Source organism: Hyphomicrobium sp. (genome assembly GCF_047600905.1).
In the GTDB taxonomy this organism is placed as follows: Bacteria; Pseudomonadota; Alphaproteobacteria; order Rhizobiales; family Hyphomicrobiaceae; genus Hyphomicrobium_B.
In genome coordinates this window covers 1,525,495-1,547,449 of the sequence record NZ_JASGKD010000001.1, presented here as the reverse complement: position 1 = coordinate 1,547,449, position 21,955 = coordinate 1,525,495, and the positions used below count along the sequence as shown (strand labels likewise).

18 protein-coding genes are annotated in these 21,955 nt (G+C 56.6%); 5 read left to right on the top strand and 13 right to left on the bottom strand.

Annotated elements, in window-relative coordinates:
* The first annotated feature begins 1 nt into the window (after window position 1).
* Entirely contained in the window at window positions 2-1,111 is a 1,110-nt protein-coding gene (locus tag QM780_RS07640) for a glycosyltransferase (RefSeq protein ID WP_415069875.1), read from the top strand.
* Between the two features lie 19 nt (window positions 1,112-1,130).
* On the opposite strand, the gene QM780_RS07635 is transcribed toward QM780_RS07640, so the two are convergent.
* The 5 genes from QM780_RS07635 to QM780_RS07615 form a co-directional block, all read right to left on the bottom strand.
* A complete protein-coding gene (locus QM780_RS07635; protein WP_415069874.1) occupies window positions 1,131-2,219 on the bottom strand; it encodes a glycosyltransferase family 4 protein in 1,089 nt (362 codons plus the stop codon).
* Window positions 2,220-2,229: 10 nt separating this feature from the next.
* The gene (locus tag QM780_RS07630; protein WP_415069873.1) at window positions 2,230-3,639 is read right to left on the bottom strand and encodes an oligosaccharide flippase family protein; all 1,410 of its coding nucleotides are present in this window, start codon (window positions 3,637-3,639) and stop codon (window positions 2,230-2,232) included.
* A 4-nt stretch (window positions 3,640-3,643) separates the two neighbouring features.
* Window positions 3,644-6,250 carry a hypothetical protein gene (locus tag QM780_RS07625; RefSeq protein ID WP_415069872.1) on the bottom strand — a complete coding sequence of 869 codons (2,607 nt, stop codon included), beginning with the start codon at window positions 6,248-6,250 and terminating at the stop codon, window positions 3,644-3,646.
* Between the two features lie 59 nt (window positions 6,251-6,309).
* A complete protein-coding gene (locus tag QM780_RS07620) occupies window positions 6,310-6,906 on the bottom strand; it encodes a class I SAM-dependent methyltransferase (RefSeq protein ID WP_415069871.1) in 597 nt (198 codons plus the stop codon).
* Window positions 6,907-7,104: 198 nt separating this feature from the next.
* Window positions 7,105-8,490, bottom strand: a complete 1,386-nt coding sequence (locus QM780_RS07615) for a hypothetical protein (RefSeq protein ID WP_415069870.1) — start codon at window positions 8,488-8,490, stop codon at window positions 7,105-7,107.
* Between the two features lie 401 nt (window positions 8,491-8,891).
* On the opposite strand from QM780_RS07615, the gene QM780_RS07610 reads away from it, so the two are divergent.
* Both QM780_RS07610 and QM780_RS07605 read left to right on the top strand, forming a co-directional pair.
* Entirely contained in the window at window positions 8,892-9,578 is a 687-nt protein-coding gene (locus QM780_RS07610; protein WP_415069869.1) for a choice-of-anchor C family protein, read from the top strand.
* Window positions 9,579-10,041: 463 nt separating this feature from the next.
* The gene (locus tag QM780_RS07605; RefSeq protein WP_415069868.1) at window positions 10,042-10,695 is read left to right on the top strand and encodes a hypothetical protein; all 654 of its coding nucleotides are present in this window, start codon (window positions 10,042-10,044) and stop codon (window positions 10,693-10,695) included.
* A gap of 139 nt (window positions 10,696-10,834) precedes the next feature.
* Here the strand turns inward: QM780_RS07605 and rfbA are convergent, their stop codons facing one another.
* From rfbA to rfbC, 4 genes are read right to left on the bottom strand one after another with little or no spacing between them, the layout of a single operon-like run.
* A complete protein-coding gene (gene rfbA, locus QM780_RS07600; RefSeq protein WP_415069867.1) occupies window positions 10,835-11,713 on the bottom strand; it encodes a glucose-1-phosphate thymidylyltransferase RfbA in 879 nt (292 codons plus the stop codon).
* Window positions 11,710-12,663 carry a dTDP-4-dehydrorhamnose reductase gene (gene rfbD / locus QM780_RS07595; RefSeq protein ID WP_415069866.1) on the bottom strand — a complete coding sequence of 318 codons (954 nt, stop codon included), beginning with the start codon at window positions 12,661-12,663 and terminating at the stop codon, window positions 11,710-11,712. The genes rfbA and rfbD overlap by 4 nt, the downstream gene beginning before the upstream one ends.
* Complete coding sequence (gene rfbB, locus QM780_RS07590; RefSeq protein WP_415069865.1) at window positions 12,660-13,751, bottom strand: dTDP-glucose 4,6-dehydratase; 1,092 nt, start codon at window positions 13,749-13,751, stop codon at window positions 12,660-12,662. The genes rfbD and rfbB overlap by 4 nt, the downstream gene beginning before the upstream one ends.
* A 30-nt stretch (window positions 13,752-13,781) precedes the next feature.
* Window positions 13,782-14,336: a dTDP-4-dehydrorhamnose 3,5-epimerase gene (rfbC, locus tag QM780_RS07585; protein WP_415069864.1), complete on the bottom strand. Its 555-nt coding sequence runs from the start codon at window positions 14,334-14,336 to the stop codon at window positions 13,782-13,784.
* A 432-nt stretch (window positions 14,337-14,768) separates the two neighbouring features.
* On the opposite strand from rfbC, the gene QM780_RS07580 reads away from it, so the two are divergent.
* Together QM780_RS07580 and QM780_RS07575 are read left to right on the top strand one after the other, a co-directional pair.
* On the top strand, window positions 14,769-15,674 hold the full coding sequence (locus tag QM780_RS07580; protein ID WP_415069862.1) for a glycosyltransferase family 2 protein: 906 nt from the start codon (window positions 14,769-14,771) through the stop codon (window positions 15,672-15,674).
* Window positions 15,675-15,797: 123 nt separating this feature from the next.
* Entirely contained in the window at window positions 15,798-17,585 is a 1,788-nt protein-coding gene (locus QM780_RS07575) for an ABC transporter ATP-binding protein (RefSeq protein WP_415069860.1), read from the top strand.
* Between the two features lie 21 nt (window positions 17,586-17,606).
* Here the strand turns inward: QM780_RS07575 and otsB are convergent, their stop codons facing one another.
* From otsB to QM780_RS07555, 4 genes are read right to left on the bottom strand one after another with little or no spacing between them, the layout of a single operon-like run.
* Window positions 17,607-18,425 carry a trehalose-phosphatase gene (otsB, locus tag QM780_RS07570; RefSeq protein WP_415069859.1) on the bottom strand — a complete coding sequence of 273 codons (819 nt, stop codon included), beginning with the start codon at window positions 18,423-18,425 and terminating at the stop codon, window positions 17,607-17,609.
* Between the two features lie 13 nt (window positions 18,426-18,438).
* Complete coding sequence (locus QM780_RS07565; protein WP_415069858.1) at window positions 18,439-19,533, bottom strand: carbohydrate kinase family protein; 1,095 nt, start codon at window positions 19,531-19,533, stop codon at window positions 18,439-18,441.
* Entirely contained in the window at window positions 19,530-20,336 is an 807-nt protein-coding gene (locus QM780_RS07560) for an ROK family protein (RefSeq protein ID WP_415069857.1), read from the bottom strand. Before QM780_RS07560 ends, QM780_RS07565 begins: the two co-directional genes overlap by 4 nt.
* On the bottom strand, window positions 20,333-21,808 hold the full coding sequence (locus QM780_RS07555) for an alpha,alpha-trehalose-phosphate synthase (UDP-forming) (protein WP_415069856.1): 1,476 nt from the start codon (window positions 21,806-21,808) through the stop codon (window positions 20,333-20,335). The genes QM780_RS07560 and QM780_RS07555 overlap by 4 nt, the downstream gene beginning before the upstream one ends.
* Between the last annotated feature and the right edge of the window lie 147 nt (window positions 21,809-21,955).

Sequence of the window (21,955 nt, the reverse complement as noted above, 5' to 3'; positions counted from 1 at the left end):
CATGCTCTGGAACTGGGCACTCAATCGGGCGACCGTCGATCGTCTGAAATGGTTTCGTGGGTTCAGCGCGTCGAGCCGCAAAAAGATATTGTTCCTCACCATCAAAAATGACATTTCCGAAGCTCAGATTTTCCCGTTATTCCTCTATGCACGGCAATTGGCGGATCAGCACGGTATCGAAGTCCGTGAGCTTCCACTTCACGCCTTTCTAGCCGACCCTAATCCCTACGATCTCCATCCCGATGTCGTCTGCTTTCAGACCTGGTTCGACCTCACCGCCGAGCAGCTTACATCCCTGCTGGAAAAAATCGGATCGGCGTGGCCGGCCGCTAAAGTTGCCTACTTTGACTGGTTCGCCCCGACGGACTTGCGATACGCCGAAACATTGACGCCGCTGGTATCGGCCTACGTCAAGAAACAGGTTCTTGCAGATCCGGACGCCTATCGCATTCCTACGGTCGGCGACACCAATCTGACTGACTACTATGCGAAGCGCTTTGGACTGAACTTGCCGCAAACGCATTTTGCGGTGCCTGACGGTTTCTGGCGGAAATTCGTTTTGGGGTCCGGCTTCGAATTGTCGCCGCGCATCATGCGCCTTCTGAAGCGAGAGCCCGCATTTGAGGATCGCCCGTTTGATCTGCATGCGCGCTTCGCCGCAAACGGCAGTGAGTGGTACGAGCACATGCGGCGCGAGGCCAAACAGAAGACAGCCGGCCTTGCGACGAAATATGTCGTGGCGCACGAGGGCTCCGTCCCGCCCCGACGCTTTACCGCGGAATTGAGACGCTCACGCTTTTGCCTCAGCCCATTCGGGTATGGAGAAGTCTGTTGGCGCGACTTCGAGGCGATGGCGACAGGCTCCGTGCTTCTCAAGCCAGATATGTCTCATCTGCGCCTGGCCCACCCGTTCTTCCGACCGTTTGAAACTTATGTTCCACTGGCCTGGAATTTGAGCGATCTCGATGAGAAACTCGCGCATTACCTCCGCGCGCCCGACGAGGCGCGCGCGATCGCCCGGAACGCGTTTGATATGCTGCGAGCAATTTACAAAAACGAACAGTTCCTGCGCGACAGCGAAGCCTTATGGCCCCTTGTTGGGATCGATTAGGATGGTCAGCCCGTTTTGATTAGGCGCTTTGTGCGATTGTCCGTTCCAATGCCCGCTCGAACAGCACCACGCTTTCATCCCATGAACCCTGTGCGGCTGTCGCGTGAGCATTCGCAGAAAGTTCTCTCCATTCAGCGTCAGTTCGCATAAGGACCCATTTGACTGCTCGTGCAAGTGCGGGAACATCATCGATGTCAGTCAAAACACCATTGCTGCCTGAGATGATTGCCTCCGCAGGCCATCCGGCTCTGGTCGATACCACCGGCGCACGGCACGCCATCGCTTCCATCGCGGGAAGATTGAATCCCTCACTGCGGCTCGCCGTCAGCCAAACGTCACAGCGAGCATAGATATTTCTAATCTCGTTCTGGTTGGGGCAAAAATGGAACTCGGCATTGTCGGGCAACTGAAATTGACCGGACGGTCGCTCGCTGCCAAAGGCGATGACGCGAAGATCTTTAATCATCGGGCGTATATTTTGAAGTGCGGCAAGTGAGGCGTCGACGGCCTTGAACACAGCACGCGAATAAAGAAGTCCAACCGTTGGACATTCTTGCTTTCCACGCGGAGGTGCAAAAAATTGTTCTGTGTCGACACTATTGGGAACGACATCAACGTCGTGGTCGCCGTAATCTTGCGCCATCACTTCTCTGAGCCAATTGGCGACAACAATCTTGTGAAGTGGCAGACGATACGTTGCCTGACAGCGATCTATCGGCAGGTAGTCAAAAACTTCGTGATGCTGAATGAAATACGCCCTCGCGCCCTTCGTCGCGCTGAGGGCGTTTACCCATTCCGCGGTTTCCCACCACGTCGCGATGACCACGTCGCCGTCAGGGATATCATCGTCCGTTACTGGACGTCGCCGGTCGATCACGTGAGGTTTGAGACTTGTGCCGTCAAAATGGCTAGGTTGCAGGCCGGGATCGGGAGGCCAGCCTTTTCCTCGAAGCAATGATTTGATTTTGTGAGCCGTCGAAATCGTTCTGTGAGGCTGAGAGACGACTGTCACCTCATGTCCTCTTCGCGCCAAACCCTGTGCATGGATCGCGATGACTTTCGTGCCGCCGTTGAGAGTGGGTTGCGGCGTGACGAACGTTATCTTCATTCGGGATTTCTCACGAATGCACCGCCATCGCGTAATGACCAACAACGAGCGTCATGATCCAGCCGGCGATCGCTCCAGGAAAAAGCATCAGCAGAGCGAGCAACTCCTTCCTCAGATCGAGCAATTTAAATTTCGCGTTAAGAAAAAGAATGAGCGGTAGAACTGAGATCTGACTTATGACGACGCCGCAAAGCGCGCCTGGGAGCGCCCAGAAATGAAATCCTAGATAGATCGATGGCACCATCACCAAAAAACGGACGACCAAGATGCGAAAGAGCAGTTTCGGTTTGCCAATCGCAAGATACGATTGGCTGGCTATTCCAAACGGTGTCGTCAGAAGGGTGAGAGATAGTATTTGCAGCATCCAGCCTGCGTCTGCATATCGATGGTCGTAGAGCAAACCAACAAGCGTTGAGCCTGACGTCAGCAGGGCGCCCGCGCTGAAATACGAAGCAGCAGAAACAACAGCATGGAAGCGATAGTAGGCCGCGCGAAGATCGCCTCCGCCGCGTGCAATTTCGCTCAACGCCGGAAGGGTTACAGCGCCTACGATTCGGCCGACAGTTTGATCGACCGCGCTCGCCATGAGATAGGCGATCGAATAAATGCCGAGCATGGTGCCGTCGACCATGCTCCCAAGCATGAGGCGATCGGTATTCGTCACGAGAAAGCCCAGGATCGACGATGCGAAGATCCATTTGCCGAAATGACTGATATCGCTGACCGCGGACGAATCCCAGTGCCAGCGGTTTGCAGTGCCGGGAAGCAAGGAATGGCCGAGCAGCACCGTCGCGGCCGACGCTGCAATCGCGCCCGATACCAAAGCCCAGATCGAGCGATCAAAATAGGCCCATGCCAACATGCATACGAGGCCAATAACCTGCGCAAGCAAGTTGATTTTCGTCACGCGCGCGAGTGCAAGGTTGCGATTGGCCTCGTAAACCTTGGTCGTTCCAAAACCGCCGATCACGGTGCCGAATGACAATATCGAAATGACGTAGGGAAGTATCGGATTGGAGTAAACGCTTGTAGCCGGGATCATTCCGATATGGTCGGCGAAAAAGATAGCCACTGCGATGCAGACCGAGACAAGCCACAAAAGCATGCCGCGGATAATCTGCAAGCTCCAAGCCGTGTTCAGGAATTCAGGTTCGCTTCCGCGCCGGCTCTGGACGATGTTTTGCCCAAGCCCTAAATCCGAAAACATCGCGAGCCCGATCATAATGATATTCGCGATTGCCATGACGCCGAACATCTCAGGCACCAGAAGGCGCGTCATGATGAGATTGCTGCCGAGACGGATCGCCATGCTCGCGCCGTAACCCGCAAGGCTCCATGCGCTGGCGTTGAAAACGCGGCGCTTTAGCGAGGTTCCTGGCTGGTTTACAGCGCTGATGGTGGAACTCTGCAATGACTTCATCCTGCTATTTCAACATCATCCAATACGACGCGATCGCGGGCGTAAGGTCTATCCGGTAGCGCCCGTTTTTGTAGGTCGAAGGGATCTCAACATTTTCCGCACTGATGCCGTGCTGGCGATAGAGCTTCAACCCAGCCGGCGCGCGAATTTCCAGTTGTCCGATCACCGGTTCCGAATGGAACGGCATCTTGTTGCCGGGGCTTGGAACTGACCGCGCTCCGAGCGAAATCAAAATTCGGCGCGCGCCGTTGATCGGCTTATCGTCGAGGCTTTGCACCGCGACCGATGCGCTGCGTGTGGCAACGTTGATCTCAACGTCAGGTAACGCGATTTGGCGGCGGCCGATAAAGCCGGTGGCCGCCTGTGTGCGCGGCGTCGATATCGTATAGATCCCATCGTCCCAATTGCGGGCCAATTCTCCGGTGTCGGACACGATCGATTTCGCGCCGCTCGCGAGCAGCGACGCGTTCGGATCGGAGATGACTTTGGCGTTTTCAGGGATGCGGCCGGCTTTGAGCCAGGGCAATTCGGGCGTCGCCGGCAATGCAATCGACAACTTGCCCATTTCGGCCGCCATTCTCAAACCCGCTGAATTTGCCGCGGAGATGCCCTGGTTGAAAAGCTGATCTTGCGTCGGGGCAAATACATATTGTGTCGTGGCTTCACGGACATCGCCACGACGATAGAGCAGGGCTGCGGCGGGCAACGTCGCGATCAAGGCAGGATCGTTAAATGCGTTCCAATTATTGGGGCTACCGGAACCGGTGAGAGCCTGCTGCGAATATGCGAACTGCAACAGCGAGTCCCATCCTTGCAGGCTTGCGGTTCCCGCAACGTAGAGCGGAATCGAATGTCGGTCGGGGGCAGGAAAGGGCGAGATGTTCCATTCGCTGACGCTGAGCGGTTTATCGACCACTTGCCCCATGGCCATCCAGTCCACAAGCGTTGCAGCATAAGCGGGATCGTTCCGGAGTTCTCCGACTTCGCTATAGGCGTGGACGTCGATCATGTCGCCGCTCGTCAGTGCCGGCAGCGAACTGAGCGGATTGGCGCCCCAAGTGCTGGTCGTCACGATCGGAACTTTAATGCCGTCATTGCGCAAGTCTCGTATCATCGCCCCATCGAAGCGTTCCTCCAGATCATTGAGGAATATTTTCGATGGACCACTCTCCCAAGAACGCCATGTCTTACCGGGCGGTAATTGATAAGTGGCCGCGAATTTTGCTGCCTCGGCCATGTAGATCTTATTGTGCTCCGGTACATTCTGATTGGGCAGCAGCAAATTTCCGAAGTGATTGGTAACATCGTTCTCGTTGGTAATGAGTATCGTCGCGATGCCGGGATCGTCTTTATAGGCAACACCTGTGTAGACGTTCTTATGAGTGACATATGCAGTGTTGAAGCGCTGCATCGCCTCTTGAATGCTTTGATTGATGTAGTTGTAGCCTTTGAGGTCGGCAGTCGGACGCCCTTTGCTGATTTCCGAAAAATACGAAATGTTATCGGATTCCTTCAGTTGCCGCTGGACGTGCAGGTCGAGCCAGACGTAAATGCCCTCGTCCTCAAGACATTTGATCCACCAGTCGAGCCTCTCGAGCATTGCTTCATCGAGCCCCCCATTCGAGGGCCGATTCTTATCACCAAAGATGTTGGGATTGACCCAAGGCGAGTTATGATGTGTGAAACGCACTAGGTTGAAGCCGAGTTGTGAAAGACGATGAGCCTGAACCTTGACGTCATCTCGCCTTGGCATTCCAAAAAGCGCCCAAGCGGCGAGGTTCGTTCCCCAAAAGCGGGCCGTAGTCCCATCGCCGAAAATAAGCTTATCATTCTCGGCCCTAAGAAACCCCCTTTTTCCGGCAGGAATTTCGGACTTATTCAAAAACGAAAGATCGACAGGCGATATGGTCCAAGGAGCAATCGGCCAGTTGAGAATGTTTGTCGGCCAAGATTTAAAATCCTCCCTGCCAAAAATTTCAGCAACCGAAGGGGCAATCGAAATGTCGCTCGACAGGGTCAGTTTGGCAAGATGATGTAATTGGCCCCGGGGTATGGCCTCGCTATAAAAAAAAACTCTTATTTCATTTTTCTGATTGCGTTCGAAATAGACCTTTGCGACTGGCGGATCGAAACGCATTTCAATTCTTGTGCCCCCCTTTCGGCCCCAGGCCCAGCCTCGATTGCCATTCAATTGTTCGGGCTCGCCGAGCAGTCCGCCAAATGACGTCAAGTTAAATCGAAATCTAATACCACCGCCGATGACATCTGAATTTGATGCAAGTGCATTAAAATCAAAGTCCCAAGTCAACTCGTTCGGTGAGGTTTTGCGGACACTGGTTTTCATATCCAGATGCAGACTTCGACTGGCGCCATCCACTTGATATTGGCTCGGTGCAATAACCCCAAGCTTTGTCTCAAAGCCTGCCCATTTCCAATTATTACCCCAGAAAACGTAATCGGCTTCCATCACACTTGCGCCTCCGATCGAGACTTCCGGCAGGCCATTTATCTGATTGATCGTGCTTAAAAAAGAGGACGCGAGGGCGGGCGTCGAGAATAAGACTGCGATAGAACCGAATAACGCCGTGATATATTTCTTAGCTTGCGGCATCGTACGGGCTCCATTTGCCTTCTGTGCAGCATAACGAGAAGAATTGCTTTTCTGCGACGCTAAATATGGGCCTTCGGCACCATCGAGCTGCCCGCGTCGATTGCTGCAATATAAGATTTGGGCAAGCCAAAGAAACGCTCGACGTAAATTTCTGCTTCAGGAAACAACGTCACGAGTTCGTCTTTTAATATAATATGGGTTGTGGCAACCATCTCCGTCCAAGCAGGCAATTTTCTTTGCCAGCGCTGTAGGAAGTAGTTACGTAGCGGCAACGGATAAAACCACCAAAAGGGCATGCCGTTGTGGGCTTCGATCGGAAAATATTTCGACGGAGTTTGAATCCAATACGCGTTGCCGAATCTTTTTACCTCGCGAGCAAATGCAGCTCTTTTTTCGGCATCGCCGACATGCTCGATGACGCTGTTTGAGAAAACAATATCAAATAATTGGTTGTCGAGATTGGTTACATTGCACGCGTCACCCTCGATGTATTTAATGTTGTGATGTGTCCGCTCCGCAGTTTTTGCTATTCCGGGAAGATTCAAAATTGTAATATTTAATTTTTGTGGAACTGAATTCCAAATCGCAGGCTGTCCTCCAAGATCGAGTATGGTCATGCCGTCTTTTACGGCCATTTTCTCAATGAATTGGCTCATTCGTGCGCGCCTACGCCTTTCTGAAAAAGGTGTCATGACGCGATAGAACAGCCGATGGCGCAGGTATCTCAGTTTCATTATCTTCTAACCCTCTCGGCGGATTGCCATAAAACCATCATTTATGCCAGTGATCGTGACGGCAAACCTACAGGACGATTGACCACGACCAATGCGACCGCCGCCAAAGGATTTGCACTCTCACCACGAATTGACGTGAATGGTAGCCTGCTGCCTCTTTGTGAGATTGAGCACTTCACCCCTCCCAAGCAAAGTTCCCGCCAAGAGCCAAGTCCAAGGCCGAATGGATGAATTGGGTATCAGATCGAGGATATTTGCGGCCAATATGAGGGCGATGGCCGCGAGATATAATCGGCCGTTCGGGATTTCTGCAAATCGCAGCGTCGAGAGCGCCCGAAAAATCGGGTAAGCGAGCAGGCCGAACTCCGCCAAAAACCCGATGAAGCCAAACTGCCCCATCGTGATAATCCAACGGCCATCGGTAACACTCAAATCCTTTCCCGAATATTCATCGTAGATGCGATTGCGCCCGAAGCGGCCCCAGCCAAAGAAAAACCGCTCGCGCGCGCGAACGAGAAGCTGTTGCTCCTGATTGAAACGAAATCCTAGCGACTCGGCGCGCTCGGGACTGTAGGAATTTGCCAAATCCACCATCTCATTGGTTGGCACCATGTCGGCGGCGCGCAGCGTCGGATAGAGAAGCGCAATCGCCGCAAATACGGTCGCGATGAGAATTTGAACTCTTGGCTTCAAAAAGAACACCGCTGGCGCCAGCGCCGTCGCAAAGATCAGAGCCCCCAACGTTTTGCAAAGGATCAGCAACACCCCGAGGTAGCTCGCGGTGACTCCGGCAGGCAGCAGCCACAACGCCCGCTCGCGCGTCCGTAGGAAAACGACCGACGCCACGAAAGCGGTCATCGCAAAGAAGGCCACCAGCAGGCCATGTCCGAGAAAGACAACGGGCCGGAAGCCGCCTTCGCGAATTTGCTGCAAGAAGCCACTTCCCGATGTTCCATAAATCCACCCTTGAAGCTGCGGACTCATTCGGATTTCGAACAGCATCGGTATCGAATAGAACAGCCCCCCAATAACCAGGACACGCAAAATCTCCCGCGTATCACGAGCCGAACGGAGAAATTGAAGGCCGAGAAAAAATGGAATGATGAACAGGAATTGGCCGACCGCTGCCGACAGCGCATCATAGTGACCGACGCCGGGAAGAAACGTTTTCCCGACGACGATCATATCTCCATTCAGTTCCGACGTGATGAACGGCCCCACCAAAAACGCGAGGAGCGCGAGATCCGCGATCAGATAACCGGTCCGAAATCGAGGCAGTCTTCGTGTGACCAGGATTGAGCCAAGGAGTGCAGTGAGGTTCGGAATGCTTTCTTTATCGAATGCAGGCACGCCCTCGATCTTGAGCGATACGCCGACAGGCAGAAGAAGATAGCCGCCAAGAATGGTCCACAGAATTGCCTGCGTCAGTGGCAGGCGGCTGAATAACCAAAGCCCAACGAAGGGCCACGCCGCCAAAGCGAAATAGGCGAAGGCGTTTGCCGTCATCTCAATGCTCTACGGACATCTTCCGCCGGCGCCGGGAGCAGGCCAAAGGATGCTGCAAGGACAGGTCGCAAATGGCGATCATTCAAAACTGGTCCGCGCGGACAGAAATCAAGAAGCGCCGTTGCCGCCATACGCAAAGTCACTGTCGCCTCAAATGGCTCACGAAGCCAGTGGTTTGTTTTTAGAAGAAATTTGCGTCCGACACGAGGCGCAAGGAATTTGCATGAACAGTATTCGAAAGAGAGCAACGCGAGCAACCGCGCGCGTTCGCGATTAGCTGAACGTTGCGCACGTGCCACGCTTTTGAATAATCGGATCGCAAACGCCAGCCGATATGGCGTACACGGCCAGAATCGCTATGAAGGTACTTCTTATATTGAGGATTACTGGTGGGGTTTTCCATGAGATTTGCAAAGTTCGCCGTAATGGCCATTGGTATGCTGGCGACGCCTGTTTGCGCTGCGCATGCAGCGACAGCGACGATCGTCAACGGAAGCTTTGAAGAAGGCAGCATTGATCCGGGAAGTTTCACAACACTGTTCGCGGGTAGCACGGACATTACGGGTTGGACGGTCGTCACAGCAAACGACACCGATCCAGGCAGTGTTGATTATATCGGCACATATTGGACGGCATCCGACGGCAGTCGCAGCCTTGATCTCGATGGCAATGCTCCCGGCGGTGTGCAGCAGACGATCACCGGCCTGACCATCGGACAGCAGTATACGATCACATTCGACTTGGCCGGAAATCCGGATCTGTCGGGCAAAAAGATCCTGCAGCTCGCTCTCGACGGCATTACCCAAGATTATACGTTCATCAATACGGCCATTACGACCAAATCGGCAATGGGCTGGATTCTCGAGTCCTTCATTTTCACGGCCTCGAATACCAGCCAGCTTTTGACCTTCAGCAGCCTCACCAGCGACGCGTGGGGTCCTGCACTCGACAATGTGAACATCAGCGCGACACCCGTGCCGCCTGCGCTTCCGCTCTTTGCGGTCGCTTTAGCGCTGTTGGGCTGGCTGGGCGGACGAAAACAATCGTCGAGGAGCTGGAGATCTCCGCTGGCGTTCGGCCACGGCTGATAACCATTTGAACGCGCTGCCAGCATAGCGTAGCGGCCCGCATGAGCCGAAAATAAAGCACTCACTTCGCTGGACGCGAACCTCATCGCGTCCATTTTTTTTGTCCACAGAGCATCGTCTGAACTCGGTCTGCTTCGAAGGCGCCAGCAAAAAAATAGTATAAGCGAAATGTGGTACTGAGCTGTTGATCGGGTGAAGAAATCGCTCTTACTGTTCGATTCCCAAGGCGCGGAAACTCATTATCTTTTTCGGCATATTCGGAAGAATTGGCGAGTAGCGCTTTGAAATTATCGTGACGATCGGATCGCCGGACTACCACAAAAGACTTGTGTCCGAGCCGCAACTCGAACGGCATATGTGATCTCCGCAAACTCTCGATAGGTTGCGACCCCTCCCGGAGGCAATTAAGCATAATCGGCATACTGACGACTTGGTTTTGGGTTTTGTAGGGCGGGGTGCTCAAATGGTAAGCAAATTTTCTTGGAGTTTGGTCGCAGCGGCTGGGCTACTTGCGATCACGATGTCGGCGCCGACGCAAGCGGCCACTTTGACGATCGTGTCGCAGGATACGACAACTGCGCCGACCCCAGATCCATTTACTGATACTGCGACAGGAACTTTTACTGGGGGGGTTCAAACGAATTCGGTCACCAACCAGTATCGTTCACCGTGGGAAAATACCGGCACGCCTTCTGCCGAATATTTTTACGTTACCACCGGTCAAGCAATCTTCAATCTTGAGGGAAATTCCCTTAGCTTGCTGTGGGGCTCCCCGGATACATACAATGTTTTGAACTTCTATTCAGATGAGGATGGTGTCGGCCTTCTCGCTTCTTATTCGCCCGGTTCCAGCATCACCGGTGGTAGCATCAGTGCCACTCAGGGAGGCTTCGATCTTGTGACGTTCCTGCTGAGCGAATCGTTCAAGTCCGTTGGCTTTTCTTCCGGCGGAACTCCGGCCTTCGAGTTTGCAAATCTCGTAGCGACAACCCCGATCCCACCTGCGTTGATCCTTTTCGCTTCAGGCCTCGGGCTCCTCGGTTTCTCTGGTCTGCGCCGCAGGAACTCGTCGTCACGCAATACGTTTGCGAGCGCGCCGGACGGCATGGCCGTCTGAGAAATCTTCGCAGCGTGTAACGCCGGGCGCTAAAAATCGCCTGAAAGCAAATTTGCCAGCAGTCTCGCTGCTGGCATTTTCTTTTTACGCATCTTCCGGCTCTGGGACGTTCATTCCCGCTCTACGATCGTGAGCACCGTCAGTCGCTGTCGATGATGCGCCGGATGTAATCGGCGTACGGACTTTTTCCCAGCCGTTTGATCGATGCCTTGAGCTGCGAAGCCGACGCGAAGCCCATGCGGAACGCAATTTCTTCCGGACACGCAATCTTGAGCCCCTGCCGCCGCTCGATCGTTGCGATGTAGTCGCCGGCGTCGATCAGGCTCTCGAATGTGCCGGTATCGAGCCACGCAAAGCCGCGGCCCATCTTTTCGACATGCATCGCGCCGAGAGAAAGATACATCTCGTTTAAGGTCGTGATCTCCAATTCGCCCCGCGCCGACGGCGTCACCTTGGACGCCAATTCGACCACCCTGTGATCGTAGAAATAGATACCGGTGACTGCCCATCGCGACTTCGGAGCCGTCGGTTTCTCGACAATTGAGAGTGCTTTGCCGGACGCGTCGAACGTCACCACCCCATAGCGCTCCGGATCCGCCACTTCGTAGGCGAAGATCGTCGCGCCATTTTCCCGCGAAGCCGCGCTGTGCAGCATGTCGACGAGGCCGTGCCCGTAGAAGATGTTATCGCCGAGCACAAGCGCGCAGCGGTCATCGCCGATAAAATCCCGCCCGATGATGAATGCCTGCGCAAGACCTTCGGGCTTCGGCTGCACCGCATAGCTCAGCCGGATGCCGAATTGCTCTCCCGTTCCCAGAAGATTTTTGAACAGCGGCTGATCGTGCGGCGTCGTGATGATCAGGATGTCGCGGATGCCCGCGAGCATCAGCGTCGACAGCGGATAATAGATCATCGGCTTGTCGTAGATCGGCAGCAGCTGCTTCGAAATCGCGAACGTCAGCGGATAAAGACGCGTCCCGCTGCCGCCGGCGAGAATGATACCTTTGAGCGCGCTCATGCCGATTGCCCGAGATCCTTTTGCAAACGTTGCGATACTTCACTGTTGAGCGGAGGCCCCACCAGCCGATCGAGGCCATCCGATAGCGCCTCCCGCCAAGGCCTGAGCCGGACGCCATAGATCTGCGCCAGCTTGTCGGTCGAGAGCACGGAATATGCAGGCCGCCGCGCTTTGGTCGGATAATCTCTCGTCGTGATCGGCCGCACGGCCGCATGCGGCGCCCCCCGCCGGCCTGCGCCGTCGACAATGGCTTGCGCGAAACCACACCATGACGTTTCGCCGGCGTTGACGGCGTGGAAAACGCCGAAGCCCCCCGGCAGCGAAGGTGAAGCGCTCAGCCGATCTATGATGCGGCGAACGCCGTCGGCAAGGTCGGGTGCATAAGTGGGATTGCCGCGTTGATCATCGACGACGCGGATTTCCGGCCGCTCCTGATTGAGCCGCAGCATCGTTTTCGCGAAGTTCGAGCCGAACGGACTGAAAAGCCAAGCGGTGCGCAGAATGATGTGCTTGGGGTTTGCGGCGGCGACCAGCTTCTCGCCGTCGAGCTTGCTGCGCCCGTAAGCGCCTGTCGGGCTTACGGGGTCGGTTTCAACGTAAGGGAAATGTTTCTCGCCGTCGAAAACGTAATCGGTCGAAAAATGGATGATCGCAGCGCCGGCCTCGGCTGCAGCCCTGGCGACCGTCTCTGCGCCAGCCGCGTTGACGGCGGCTGCGATCTCCGGTTCGTCCTCGGCGCGGTCGACGGCAGTATAAGCAGCCGCGTTGATGACGATGCTCGGCCGGGCAGCGATGATTGCGCGAGCGAGCTTTGGCTGATCGCAAAGATCAATCTCCGGCCGGCCGATGACCGTCACGGCATGACCGGCGGCCGTCAGCACTTCGTCAAGCGAACGGCTGACCTGGCCATTTCTGCCGATAACGAGGACGAATTGACTGCCGGACGTCAAACCGGGTTCTCCACGAGCGAACGAGGCGCGGGCGCCGGGTTCTCGAGCAATCCGAGCCGCGCTCCCGAATAGACGTTGTCCCGCAGGGGCTTCCACCACCACGCGTTATCGAAATACCATTTCACCGTCGCTGCGATTCCGGTGTCGAATGTCTGCTGGGCGCGCCAGCCGAGTTCGGTTTCGATCTTGGTCGGATCGATCGCATATCGCCGGTCATGACCGGGCCTGTCGGGCACGAACGTGATGAGCTTGCGCCGCGGCTCTTCGCTGGGCGAATGGGCGTCGACGAGATCGCAAATGCATTCGACGACGCTCAAATTCCGCGTCGGTGCCCGGCCGCCGACATTATAGGTTTCGCCCACTCGGCCGCGTTCCAAAACGGCCGTCAATGCCTTCACGTGGTCTTCGACGTACAGCCAGTCCCGGACATTTCCGCCGTCGCCATAAACCGGCAGCGGCTTCTTTTCGAGCGCGTTGAGAATGATGAGCGGAATGAGCTTTTCGGGAAAATGATAGGGCCCGTAATTGTTGGAGCAGTTTGTGATGAGCGTCGGGAGGCCATAGGTCTCGCGCCAGGCGCTGACGAGATGATCGGACGAGGCCTTGCTGGCCGAATAGGGCGATCTCGGATCGTATGCCGTACTTTCGGTGAAGAAGGCGCCGTCGTCGAGGCTGCCGTAGACTTCATCGGTGGAGACATGCAGAAATCGGAACGCCTCTCGTTGTCCGGGCGCAAGCTCGCCCCAATACTTGCGCGCGGCTTCCAGGAGAACGTGGGTCCCGAGTATGTTGGTCGTGATGAATTCGGCCGACGATGAGATCGATCGATCGACGTGGCTCTCTGCCGCCAGATGCATGATCCCATCTGGTCGAAAGTCAGCGAATATCCGATTGATGGCGGCAGCGTCGCAAATATCGGCCTGCACGAAACGATAGTTTGTCCGGTCGCGAACCGATGTCAGCGATTGGAGGTTGGCGGCATACGTCAGCTTGTCGACGTTCAAGACATCCCAGCCGCGCTCCCCCACGAGATATCTGACGAGAGCGGAACCGATAAAGCCTGCGCCGCCTGTTACGATGACCCTCATCGGTTCTCCTGAAACACAACTCAACAATAACTAAAAAACCGACGCGAGATCCTTCAGCAATGGAAGTACGGCGTCCTTATCGGATACGGTCGCATTCTCGCGCCGAACGGGCCATCGAATGTCCAAGTCCGGGTCCGACCACAAAATTCCCCCTTCGGCGCTGGGAGCGTAATAGTCCGATACTTTGTAGACAACCTCCGTATCCGGTTCCAGCGTGCAGAAGCCGTGCGCGAACCCGCTCGGAATGTAGACTTGATGGCCGTTATCGGCCGAGAGTTCTACCGCTACGTGCCGCCCGTAGCTCGGCGACGAAGTCCGCAGGTCCAGAGCAACGTCAAGGACACGGCCGCGGCTGACCCGCACAAGTTTGGCCTGCGAATGAGGTGGGGCCTGAAAATGAAGCCCTCGAACGGTGCCGACCTTCGTCGACAACGACAGATTGTCCTGGACGAACACGTCTCGAATGCCTGCCTCCTCTAAGGCCTTGGCGCTGTAAAGCTCGGTAAAATAGCCTCTTGTGTCGGGGTACCGGCTGGGTGCGACGAGCAAAATGTCCTGAATATCGAGTTGGGTTACGCGAACCAATGCATCAATCCATCAATCTGTGTTTGTCGTTCCGCCTTTGCGCGCGGATGAGCACTTATGACTTGCTCCTGTGACGGCTTCACAGGGTTGAGACAAGCCGAAGCGGGCCACAATGCGACCGATTCTGCTGGCGTGAGATGAATTTGGGCAACTCGCGCTCCGGGCGCGTCTGTTTGGGCACAGCGTTCACTACAAAGCCCGCTGCGGGGCGTCGGCAGCGAATCGCTTGGGGAAAACGAGTGGACAAGTCGTGCCCGAGAGTTAACCGCGAGGCTCCATTCCTGCATCATGAAGCAGGTGCTGGCGGCGTGCGGCACACAGCAAAATGTCATGTGTCGGTGACGGAGCGAATCGAGGCACAGTCCGCAACGTCCAGAATGGTCAGTCAGGTATCGTTACACCGAACCTGATTTCAAAGGGTTGGCATTTTTAATGACGGCATTGCCCCTATCGTGTTTCATCATTGCAAAGAATGAAGCCGATCGAATTGCCCGAACGATCCGTTCCGTCAGGCCTTGGGTCGACGAGGTCGTGGTGGTCGACAGCGAAAGTACGGACGACACCGTCCGCGTCGCCGCTTCGGAGGGATGCCGCGTCGTCACGCAGGCTTGGCTTGGCTTTGGTCAGCAAAAGCGCTTCGCCGAAGACCAATGCCGCAATTCCTGGGTTTTGAATCTCGACGCCGACGAGGTCGTCACGCCCGCACTCCGGGACGAGATCATCGCGCTCTTTGCCGGAGACGGTCCTGCCGAGGTCGGATATTGCATGCCGCTGGAATTGGTCTATCCAGGCGCGGACCAGCCTCGACTGTGGGCCCGCGATCATCGCTACGTCCGATTGTACGATAAGCGCGCCGTACGATTTCGTGACTCCTGCGTGCACGATACGGTCGTCACGGGAAATTTTCCCATAGGCTCTTTGCAAGCACCAGCCTACCACTATTCGTTTCGATCTTATGACGATCTGAAGCAAAAGCTCGCCGAGCGCATGGCGCTCTACGCCAAGCATGCCCGCTGTTCGTCGCAGACCAAGCTTCTGGCGCGTCTTGTGGTTGAGCGGCCGATGAATCTCTTCAAATACTACGTGGTCCGCCGCCACTTCACCGGCGGGCTCAAAGGTTTGAAATATTCTTGGATCCAAGCCTCGTTCCGGCATGAGAAGGTCGCGCATATGTGGCGCGCCCGAAATTCCGGCGTGGCGTCGACCGCCTCGCCAGCACCACATCCGCAGCCCCACGGCACGGCCGAGCGCCAGGGCGGCGCCGCGGCCATCGGCTCGGAATTCGGCCTTTTTCCCAAAGCGCCACCGACCGGCGAGATATACGCCGAACGGGCATAGTTCCGTCCGCTTTGTCACGCAAAACAATGCGTTCGTTGACTTTAGCGTTGGCGCAAATCAACGTATTTAGCGTCGGGGGCTAGGCACAGCCGCCAGATCGCGCGAAGCGGGGAAAAAAAGCGGATGGAAACGCCGTCGTCCACCACGACAATCGATCTATTGAAGCGGCTTTTCCGCGAAAACGGCAAGAGCTACGCGCCTCAATACGCGCTCGCCATTTTCTTCATGTTGCTCGTCGCGGGCACCACGTCGCTGAGCGCGTACATCCTGAAGAATGTGATCGATACGATTTTCGTTCACCAAAATCGCGCGGCGCTCATCGGAATTACGTTTCTCATCATCGCTATTTTCGTCGCCAAGGGATTTGCCGCCTATTTTTCGGAAGTGATCATCGGCAATATCGGCAACCGTCTCGTCGCGCAGACGCAGAAGCGCATCTTCGAGCACATGCTGAAGGTCGATGTTTCTTTCTTTCAGACCTATAGCTCCAGCGAACTCGTCACCCGCATGTCCTATAACGCGAATGCCGTGCGGGACATGCTCAATCTCGTGTCGTTGAACCTCGGCCGCGACCTGTTCACGATCATCGGGCTGATCGGAACGATGATCGTGCTCGATCCGATCCTGTCGGCCATCGCGCTCATCGGCGGTCCGATCGCGGCTTTGTCGTCGCGCAAGATGGTTGCGCGCATCAAGAAGGCGACGAAAAGCGAAGTGCATTCGCTGAGCGGCATCATCCGTATCACGCGCGAGACCAGCCAGGGAGTGCAGGTCGTTAAATCGTTCCAGCTTGAGAACGCCTTGCAGACGCGGATGTTTAGCGCGATCGAGGCGGTGCAGCGTTTGTCCAATAAGATGCTGAAGATTCAGGCCGGCGTGAACCCGCTCATGGAGGCAATCGGGGGCTGCGCCGTCGCCGCCGTCATTTTCTATGCCGGTTGGCGGAACCTGTATCATGGTGAAAGCCCGGGACAGTTCTTCGCCTTCATTACCGCGCTGTTGATGTGCGCCGATCCCGGACGCCGCATCTCGCGCGTACAGCTTCAGCTCGCCACCGCCTCGGTCGGTGTTCGCATGATGTACGAGCTTCTCGATACGCCCGCCCGTGAAGATGAGCCGCCGGGAAAGCCCGAACTGAACGTCCACGGCGGCGGTATCTTGCTTCGCGACGTTTCCTTCAGATACATTAAAAACAAACCCGTCATCGAAGGCATGTCGTTTGAAATTCCGCCGGGCAAGGTGACGGCTCTCGTCGGCCACTCCGGCGGCGGCAAGACGACTATTTTCGCACTTCTCCAGCGCTTGCGGGAGCCCGATCACGGAACCATTGCCATCGACGGTCAAACCATCGCCGACGTCTCACTGAAATCCTTGCGCCGGAATATCTCCGTCGTCGGACAGGATGCCTTCCTTTTCGAAGGCTCGATCATCGACAACATCCGCGCCGGTCAGGAAGATGCATCCGAAGATATGTGTATCGCAGCCGCCAAGGCCGCGAGCGCACACGAATTCATCATGACGCTTCCGCGCCGTTACGAGACGCAGGTCGGCGAGCTTGGCGCCCAGGTTTCCGGCGGCCAGCGTCAACGCATCGCTCTGGCGCGCGCATTCCTGAAGAATGCGCCGATCATCCTTTTGGACGAGCCGACGTCGGCCCTCGACAGCGAAACGGAAGACATCATCCAGCGCGAGCTGCGCCGACTGACCGAAGGCAAGACGACACTCGTCATCGCCCATCGTCTTTCGACGATCCTGCATGCCGACTTGATCCATGTGATCGAGGCCGGCCGCGTCATCGAGAGCGGCACGCATGAACAGCTGATTGCCGCGGGCGGCGCTTACAGCCGCTTGTTCAAGTTGCAATTCGCCAAATTTCTCGAAACGAAGCGCCCCCTCGCGGAAGCGAGTTGAATTGCTCACGCATCTGCGTGGCTACACGCTGGTTCCGGCAAGCCGCCGGAGCCAGCCGAGCACGTCCGCAGGCCCCTGAAAGCTGGCCTCGTCCGCCGAAAAATTCTCGCCGGCGACTTTGAGACCAAACCCGCGCAGTTCCTCGGCGGCTTGGAACGCATCGAGGTCGGAAATATCGTCACCGACCATCACCGGCGTCCGGCCGGCAAATTGCGGCAATGCTGCGAGCTGACGCAGCGCGCGCCCTTTTGAAAATCCCAACGGTAGAATTTCGACAACTTTCCGGCCACCGCAGACGCGAAACTGATTGGGAAATTTCGGAAGCAGTGCCTCGATGTTCATCATCAGAGCGTTCTGCTGCTCAGGCGCCAGCCGGTAATGAAGCGCGATGCCGCTGCCTTTGTCTTCGAACACGACGCCCGGCAGATCGTGCACGATCTGCTCGATATCGGCGCGCAGTTGCGGACCAAATCTCGGCGTGAGCGTTTCGATCTTGCCATCGGCCGAGAAACGCATTTGTCCGCCGTGAACGCCCGCGCCGGCAAATTGGAAAGGCGCAAGCAGTTCGTCGGCTTCGGCAAGCGGTCGTCCCGTAATCACCGCAAGAGAACCTGACAAGCGCGCGGTCAATGCGTGCAATACCCCGGGCAGCACCGACGGCACGCGGACCGTCGATGGCGTCAGCGCGACATCGAGTAACGTTCCATCGATATCCAGAAAAAGCGCAACGGGCTTACCCGAGAGAACCAGCCGTTCGACGGAACTACGCGACCCGGCCGCCGCTGCCGGCGGAGAAATGTTGGCTTCTGTCTTTCGTACGTCCGCCCGCGAATACGCCATTGCGAAGTCCTTCCTAGATCGAGAAGCTGAGAAACGCCGCCTCGTTTTCGCGCATCAACTCTCGTTCTAAAGCCGCGCGGGACAACAGTCCCGTCTGCGTATCGATATGCTGCACCACATTGGCCGCGTTGATCGATGCTGCCGCCAGTGCGCGAGGCGCATCGTCCGTATCTGCAAGATAACAGGCGAATGTGGTCGAGAACGCGTCGCCGGCGCCTGTCGTTGCTGCTGCGACGACGTGCTGCGCCGCGCGGTAATACAGATCGTTGCCTCTGGCGATGAAGGCGCCGTTTGCGCCGTCCGTCAGAACCGCGGTGTCGACGCCGAGCGCGACCAGCCCACCGAGAAACTTGATAAGCGTCATTTCATAGCCACCGCTGCGCAGCCCCCGCCTGGCGAGAGGCGGCAGCGTCTCATCCTTGGGCCCGCTCAAGGTCGCGCCGCCATCTCCGAAAGATTGCAAAAGCCGCGGCATCAGCGTTTGCGCTTCGACGCGGTTGACGCAGAGAATGTCGATGCTCTCGAGACTCCGCCAGAAATCGTCGAAGCGCGCCGTCAGTTGCCGAATGCCCGGATTGACGGCAAGCCGCGCGCCCGCCGCCTTCGCGCGCGCGACAGCGAGTGGATAACAGTCCGCAGACTCGTTGCTGAGGTTGGCGATATAGACGAGATGCCGTCCGGAAAACGCTTCGGGCGGCAAGTCGTCAGATTTCAGCCGCGTGTTCGCTCCGCGATACGTGAACACCGCGGCGTTCCTATCATGCGAAGAAATGATCACCGACGCCCCGGTAGGCTCCGTTTCATCGACCGCGAGCCAGGCAACATCGACTCCTTCCGTGTTCAGCAGCAATCGGACAGCATCCGCTTTGTCGTCGCGGCCGACCTTTGCAATGATCGATGTTGCGTGCCCGAGTCGCGACGCGGCGACAGCTGAATTCAATGCGCCGCCGCCGCCGCTCGATGCAATCTGCTCGGCTTCCGTCTTCTGACCTTCTTCGAGAAGCAGGAACGAGCTTTCGGCGTTGCGCATCTTGATCTGTTCGATCTTGTCGCTCGCGATCGTGACGATCGTATCAACCATTGCGCCGCCAATGGTGAGAACGTTCATCGTTTCTCCGCGGTGGTTCCCATCAGCTCGCTCGTCCGCCGAAACCACTGATCCATGTCGGGCCGCCAAAGTCTCGCGCCTCCGGAGATTCCGGCCGAGGGCGGTACCACGCTCGCCCAGGGCGGCAGATCGAACGTCAAACGCCGCGAATTGCCGCCACCGATATAGAGGCGATCGACATTCGTCAGATCCTGCACCGATCGCAACACCTTCTTGGCCCGCTCGTTCCAGGCCTCGAGCCCTAGCTCGAGATAAGCAGCCTGCCCGATATAGCCGTCGTAATTGCAGTCATCGACTGCGTTGTGCTGCCCGAGCTCCAGCCCGAAGAAAGCCGATCCGTTGATGAAGAGAGCGCAGCCCATGCCGGTGCCGAAGGTCAGCACGCATTCGCGTCCTGGCCCCTTCGCCACTCCGAGTCCGTAAACGACCGCATCGTTCAATACGCGCACAGGCGCTTTCAGACGGCGGCTCAAATCTTTTTCGAGATCGAATTGGCTCCAATGCTGAGTGCCGAGATTGGGAGCGGTCTTGATATGATGCCGGCTCACGACGCCAGGGAAGCCGACCGAAACGCGCCCGAATGCCGGAAGCGTTTTCACCACAGCCTCGATGAGGTCGCTGATAACCTCGGGCGTCGATGGCTTCGGTGTCTGTGTTGTTATGAAGTCGGAAACAAGCGACCCAGCCTCATTCACCGTCGCAGCCTTGATAAGCGTGCCACCGATATCGAGGCAGAGAATATTGGGGCTTCTCGCAATTTCGGGCGGCGCTGAATTCATTTTCTCGGCGGTAACAGTCATCATGTCCCCACGTTTGCCCTCGGCGAGCGTTCAGTGGTGTTTTTTTTAGGTGCATCACGTAATCGTTCAAGTGCCCTTCCCATTTCTGGCAATGGCTTCGACGACCGCCCGGCTCGACGGTGCCCCGCTTTGACGAGCGCTGCAAAATAGCTGCGGCCCCAAGCATCGGCATCGTGCTTGCGGACGATTTTTATCAGGGCATCGTAGCGCGAGCGTCGCTCGGAGAGCGGCATGTCGAGCGCAAGCTTAAGGCATTGCGCGATATCGTTCAAATCATATGGATTGACGAGGAGCGTGTCGCTCAGCTGCTCCGCCGAACCCGCAAATTTTGAAAGGATCAGCACGCCCGGGTCTTTCGGATCTTGCGACGCGATATATTCCTTTGCGACGAGGTTCATGCCATCGAGCAACGGCGTCACCAGTCCGATCCGCGAGGTGCGATAGATATCGCGCAACTCGCCGCGCGGAATCGTGCGGTGAATGTAGTTGATCGGCACCCAGTCGAGTTCGCCGTATCGGCCGTTGATTGATCCAGCGAGGGATTCAAGCTCGGCCTTGATGTCCGCATAGGCTTCAACGCTCTCGCGCGTCGGCGGCGCGAATTGGGAAAGCACGATGCGCCTGCGATATTCGGGAAATTCTTCCAAAAATTTCCCGTAGGCTTTGAATTTCTGCGGCAGGCCCTTGGTGTAATCCAGCCGGTCGATGCCGATGATCCGATTGATTTCGCTTTGATCGTTGGCAGCCAGCGCTTCTTCTTCACCCGGGCCGAAGGCAAAATCGTTGGGATCGATGCCGACAGGAAAACAACCGATCTCAAGCTCGGAATCGAAGACGCGGATCCGGCCCGACGGCAGGAGCCGCCCATAAACGCTCTGCTGCAGAAAATCGATGAGATTGCGGACGTCTGATTGGGTCTGCAACCCGATCAGATCGTAGGCGCCGAGCGCGCGCGCGATCTGCTGGTTTTCCGGAATTGCAAGCAGCGCCTGAGCCGGTCCTACGGGAATGTGCAGGAAGAACCCGATCGGATTGTCGATCCCGAGCTTGCGAAGCTCCATCGCCATCGGCACCAGATGATAATCGTGCACCCAGATGACGTCGTCGGGTTGAATGAGGGGCGCAAGATGCCGTGCGAACCTGGCGTTTACCTCGACGTAGCGCGCGTAGTAGCCGGCTTCGAATTGAGCGAGATCGAGCCGGTTGTGAAAGACGGGCCAGAGAACCGAATTGGAATAGCCGAGATAATATTCGTTGTAATCCGCTTCCGTCAGAGCTTCCGTTACCGTCGTGTGACCGCCGACGGTCACGCTTTTGGGTTCGGGCGAACCCGTCTCGTCGCTGCGCCCGTCCCAGCCAAACCAGAAACCGCTATGCCGTTCGAGGGTGTTGTAAATCGCGACACCGACCCCACCTGCCTGTTGCGCGGCGTTGAAATCGATGACCCGGTTCGAGACCATCACAAGTCTGGTCAAGAGACCTCCTTCCGCTGACGCGTTTTATTGGTAAACGCCAGCCCCCCGTGCGTATGACCACAGAGAGAAAAACTCACGACATTGCATGGAGTTCCCTGCCCCGCGCTGCCGTTTCGGCGCGCCACCACAATTTGGCAAAAAAAACCT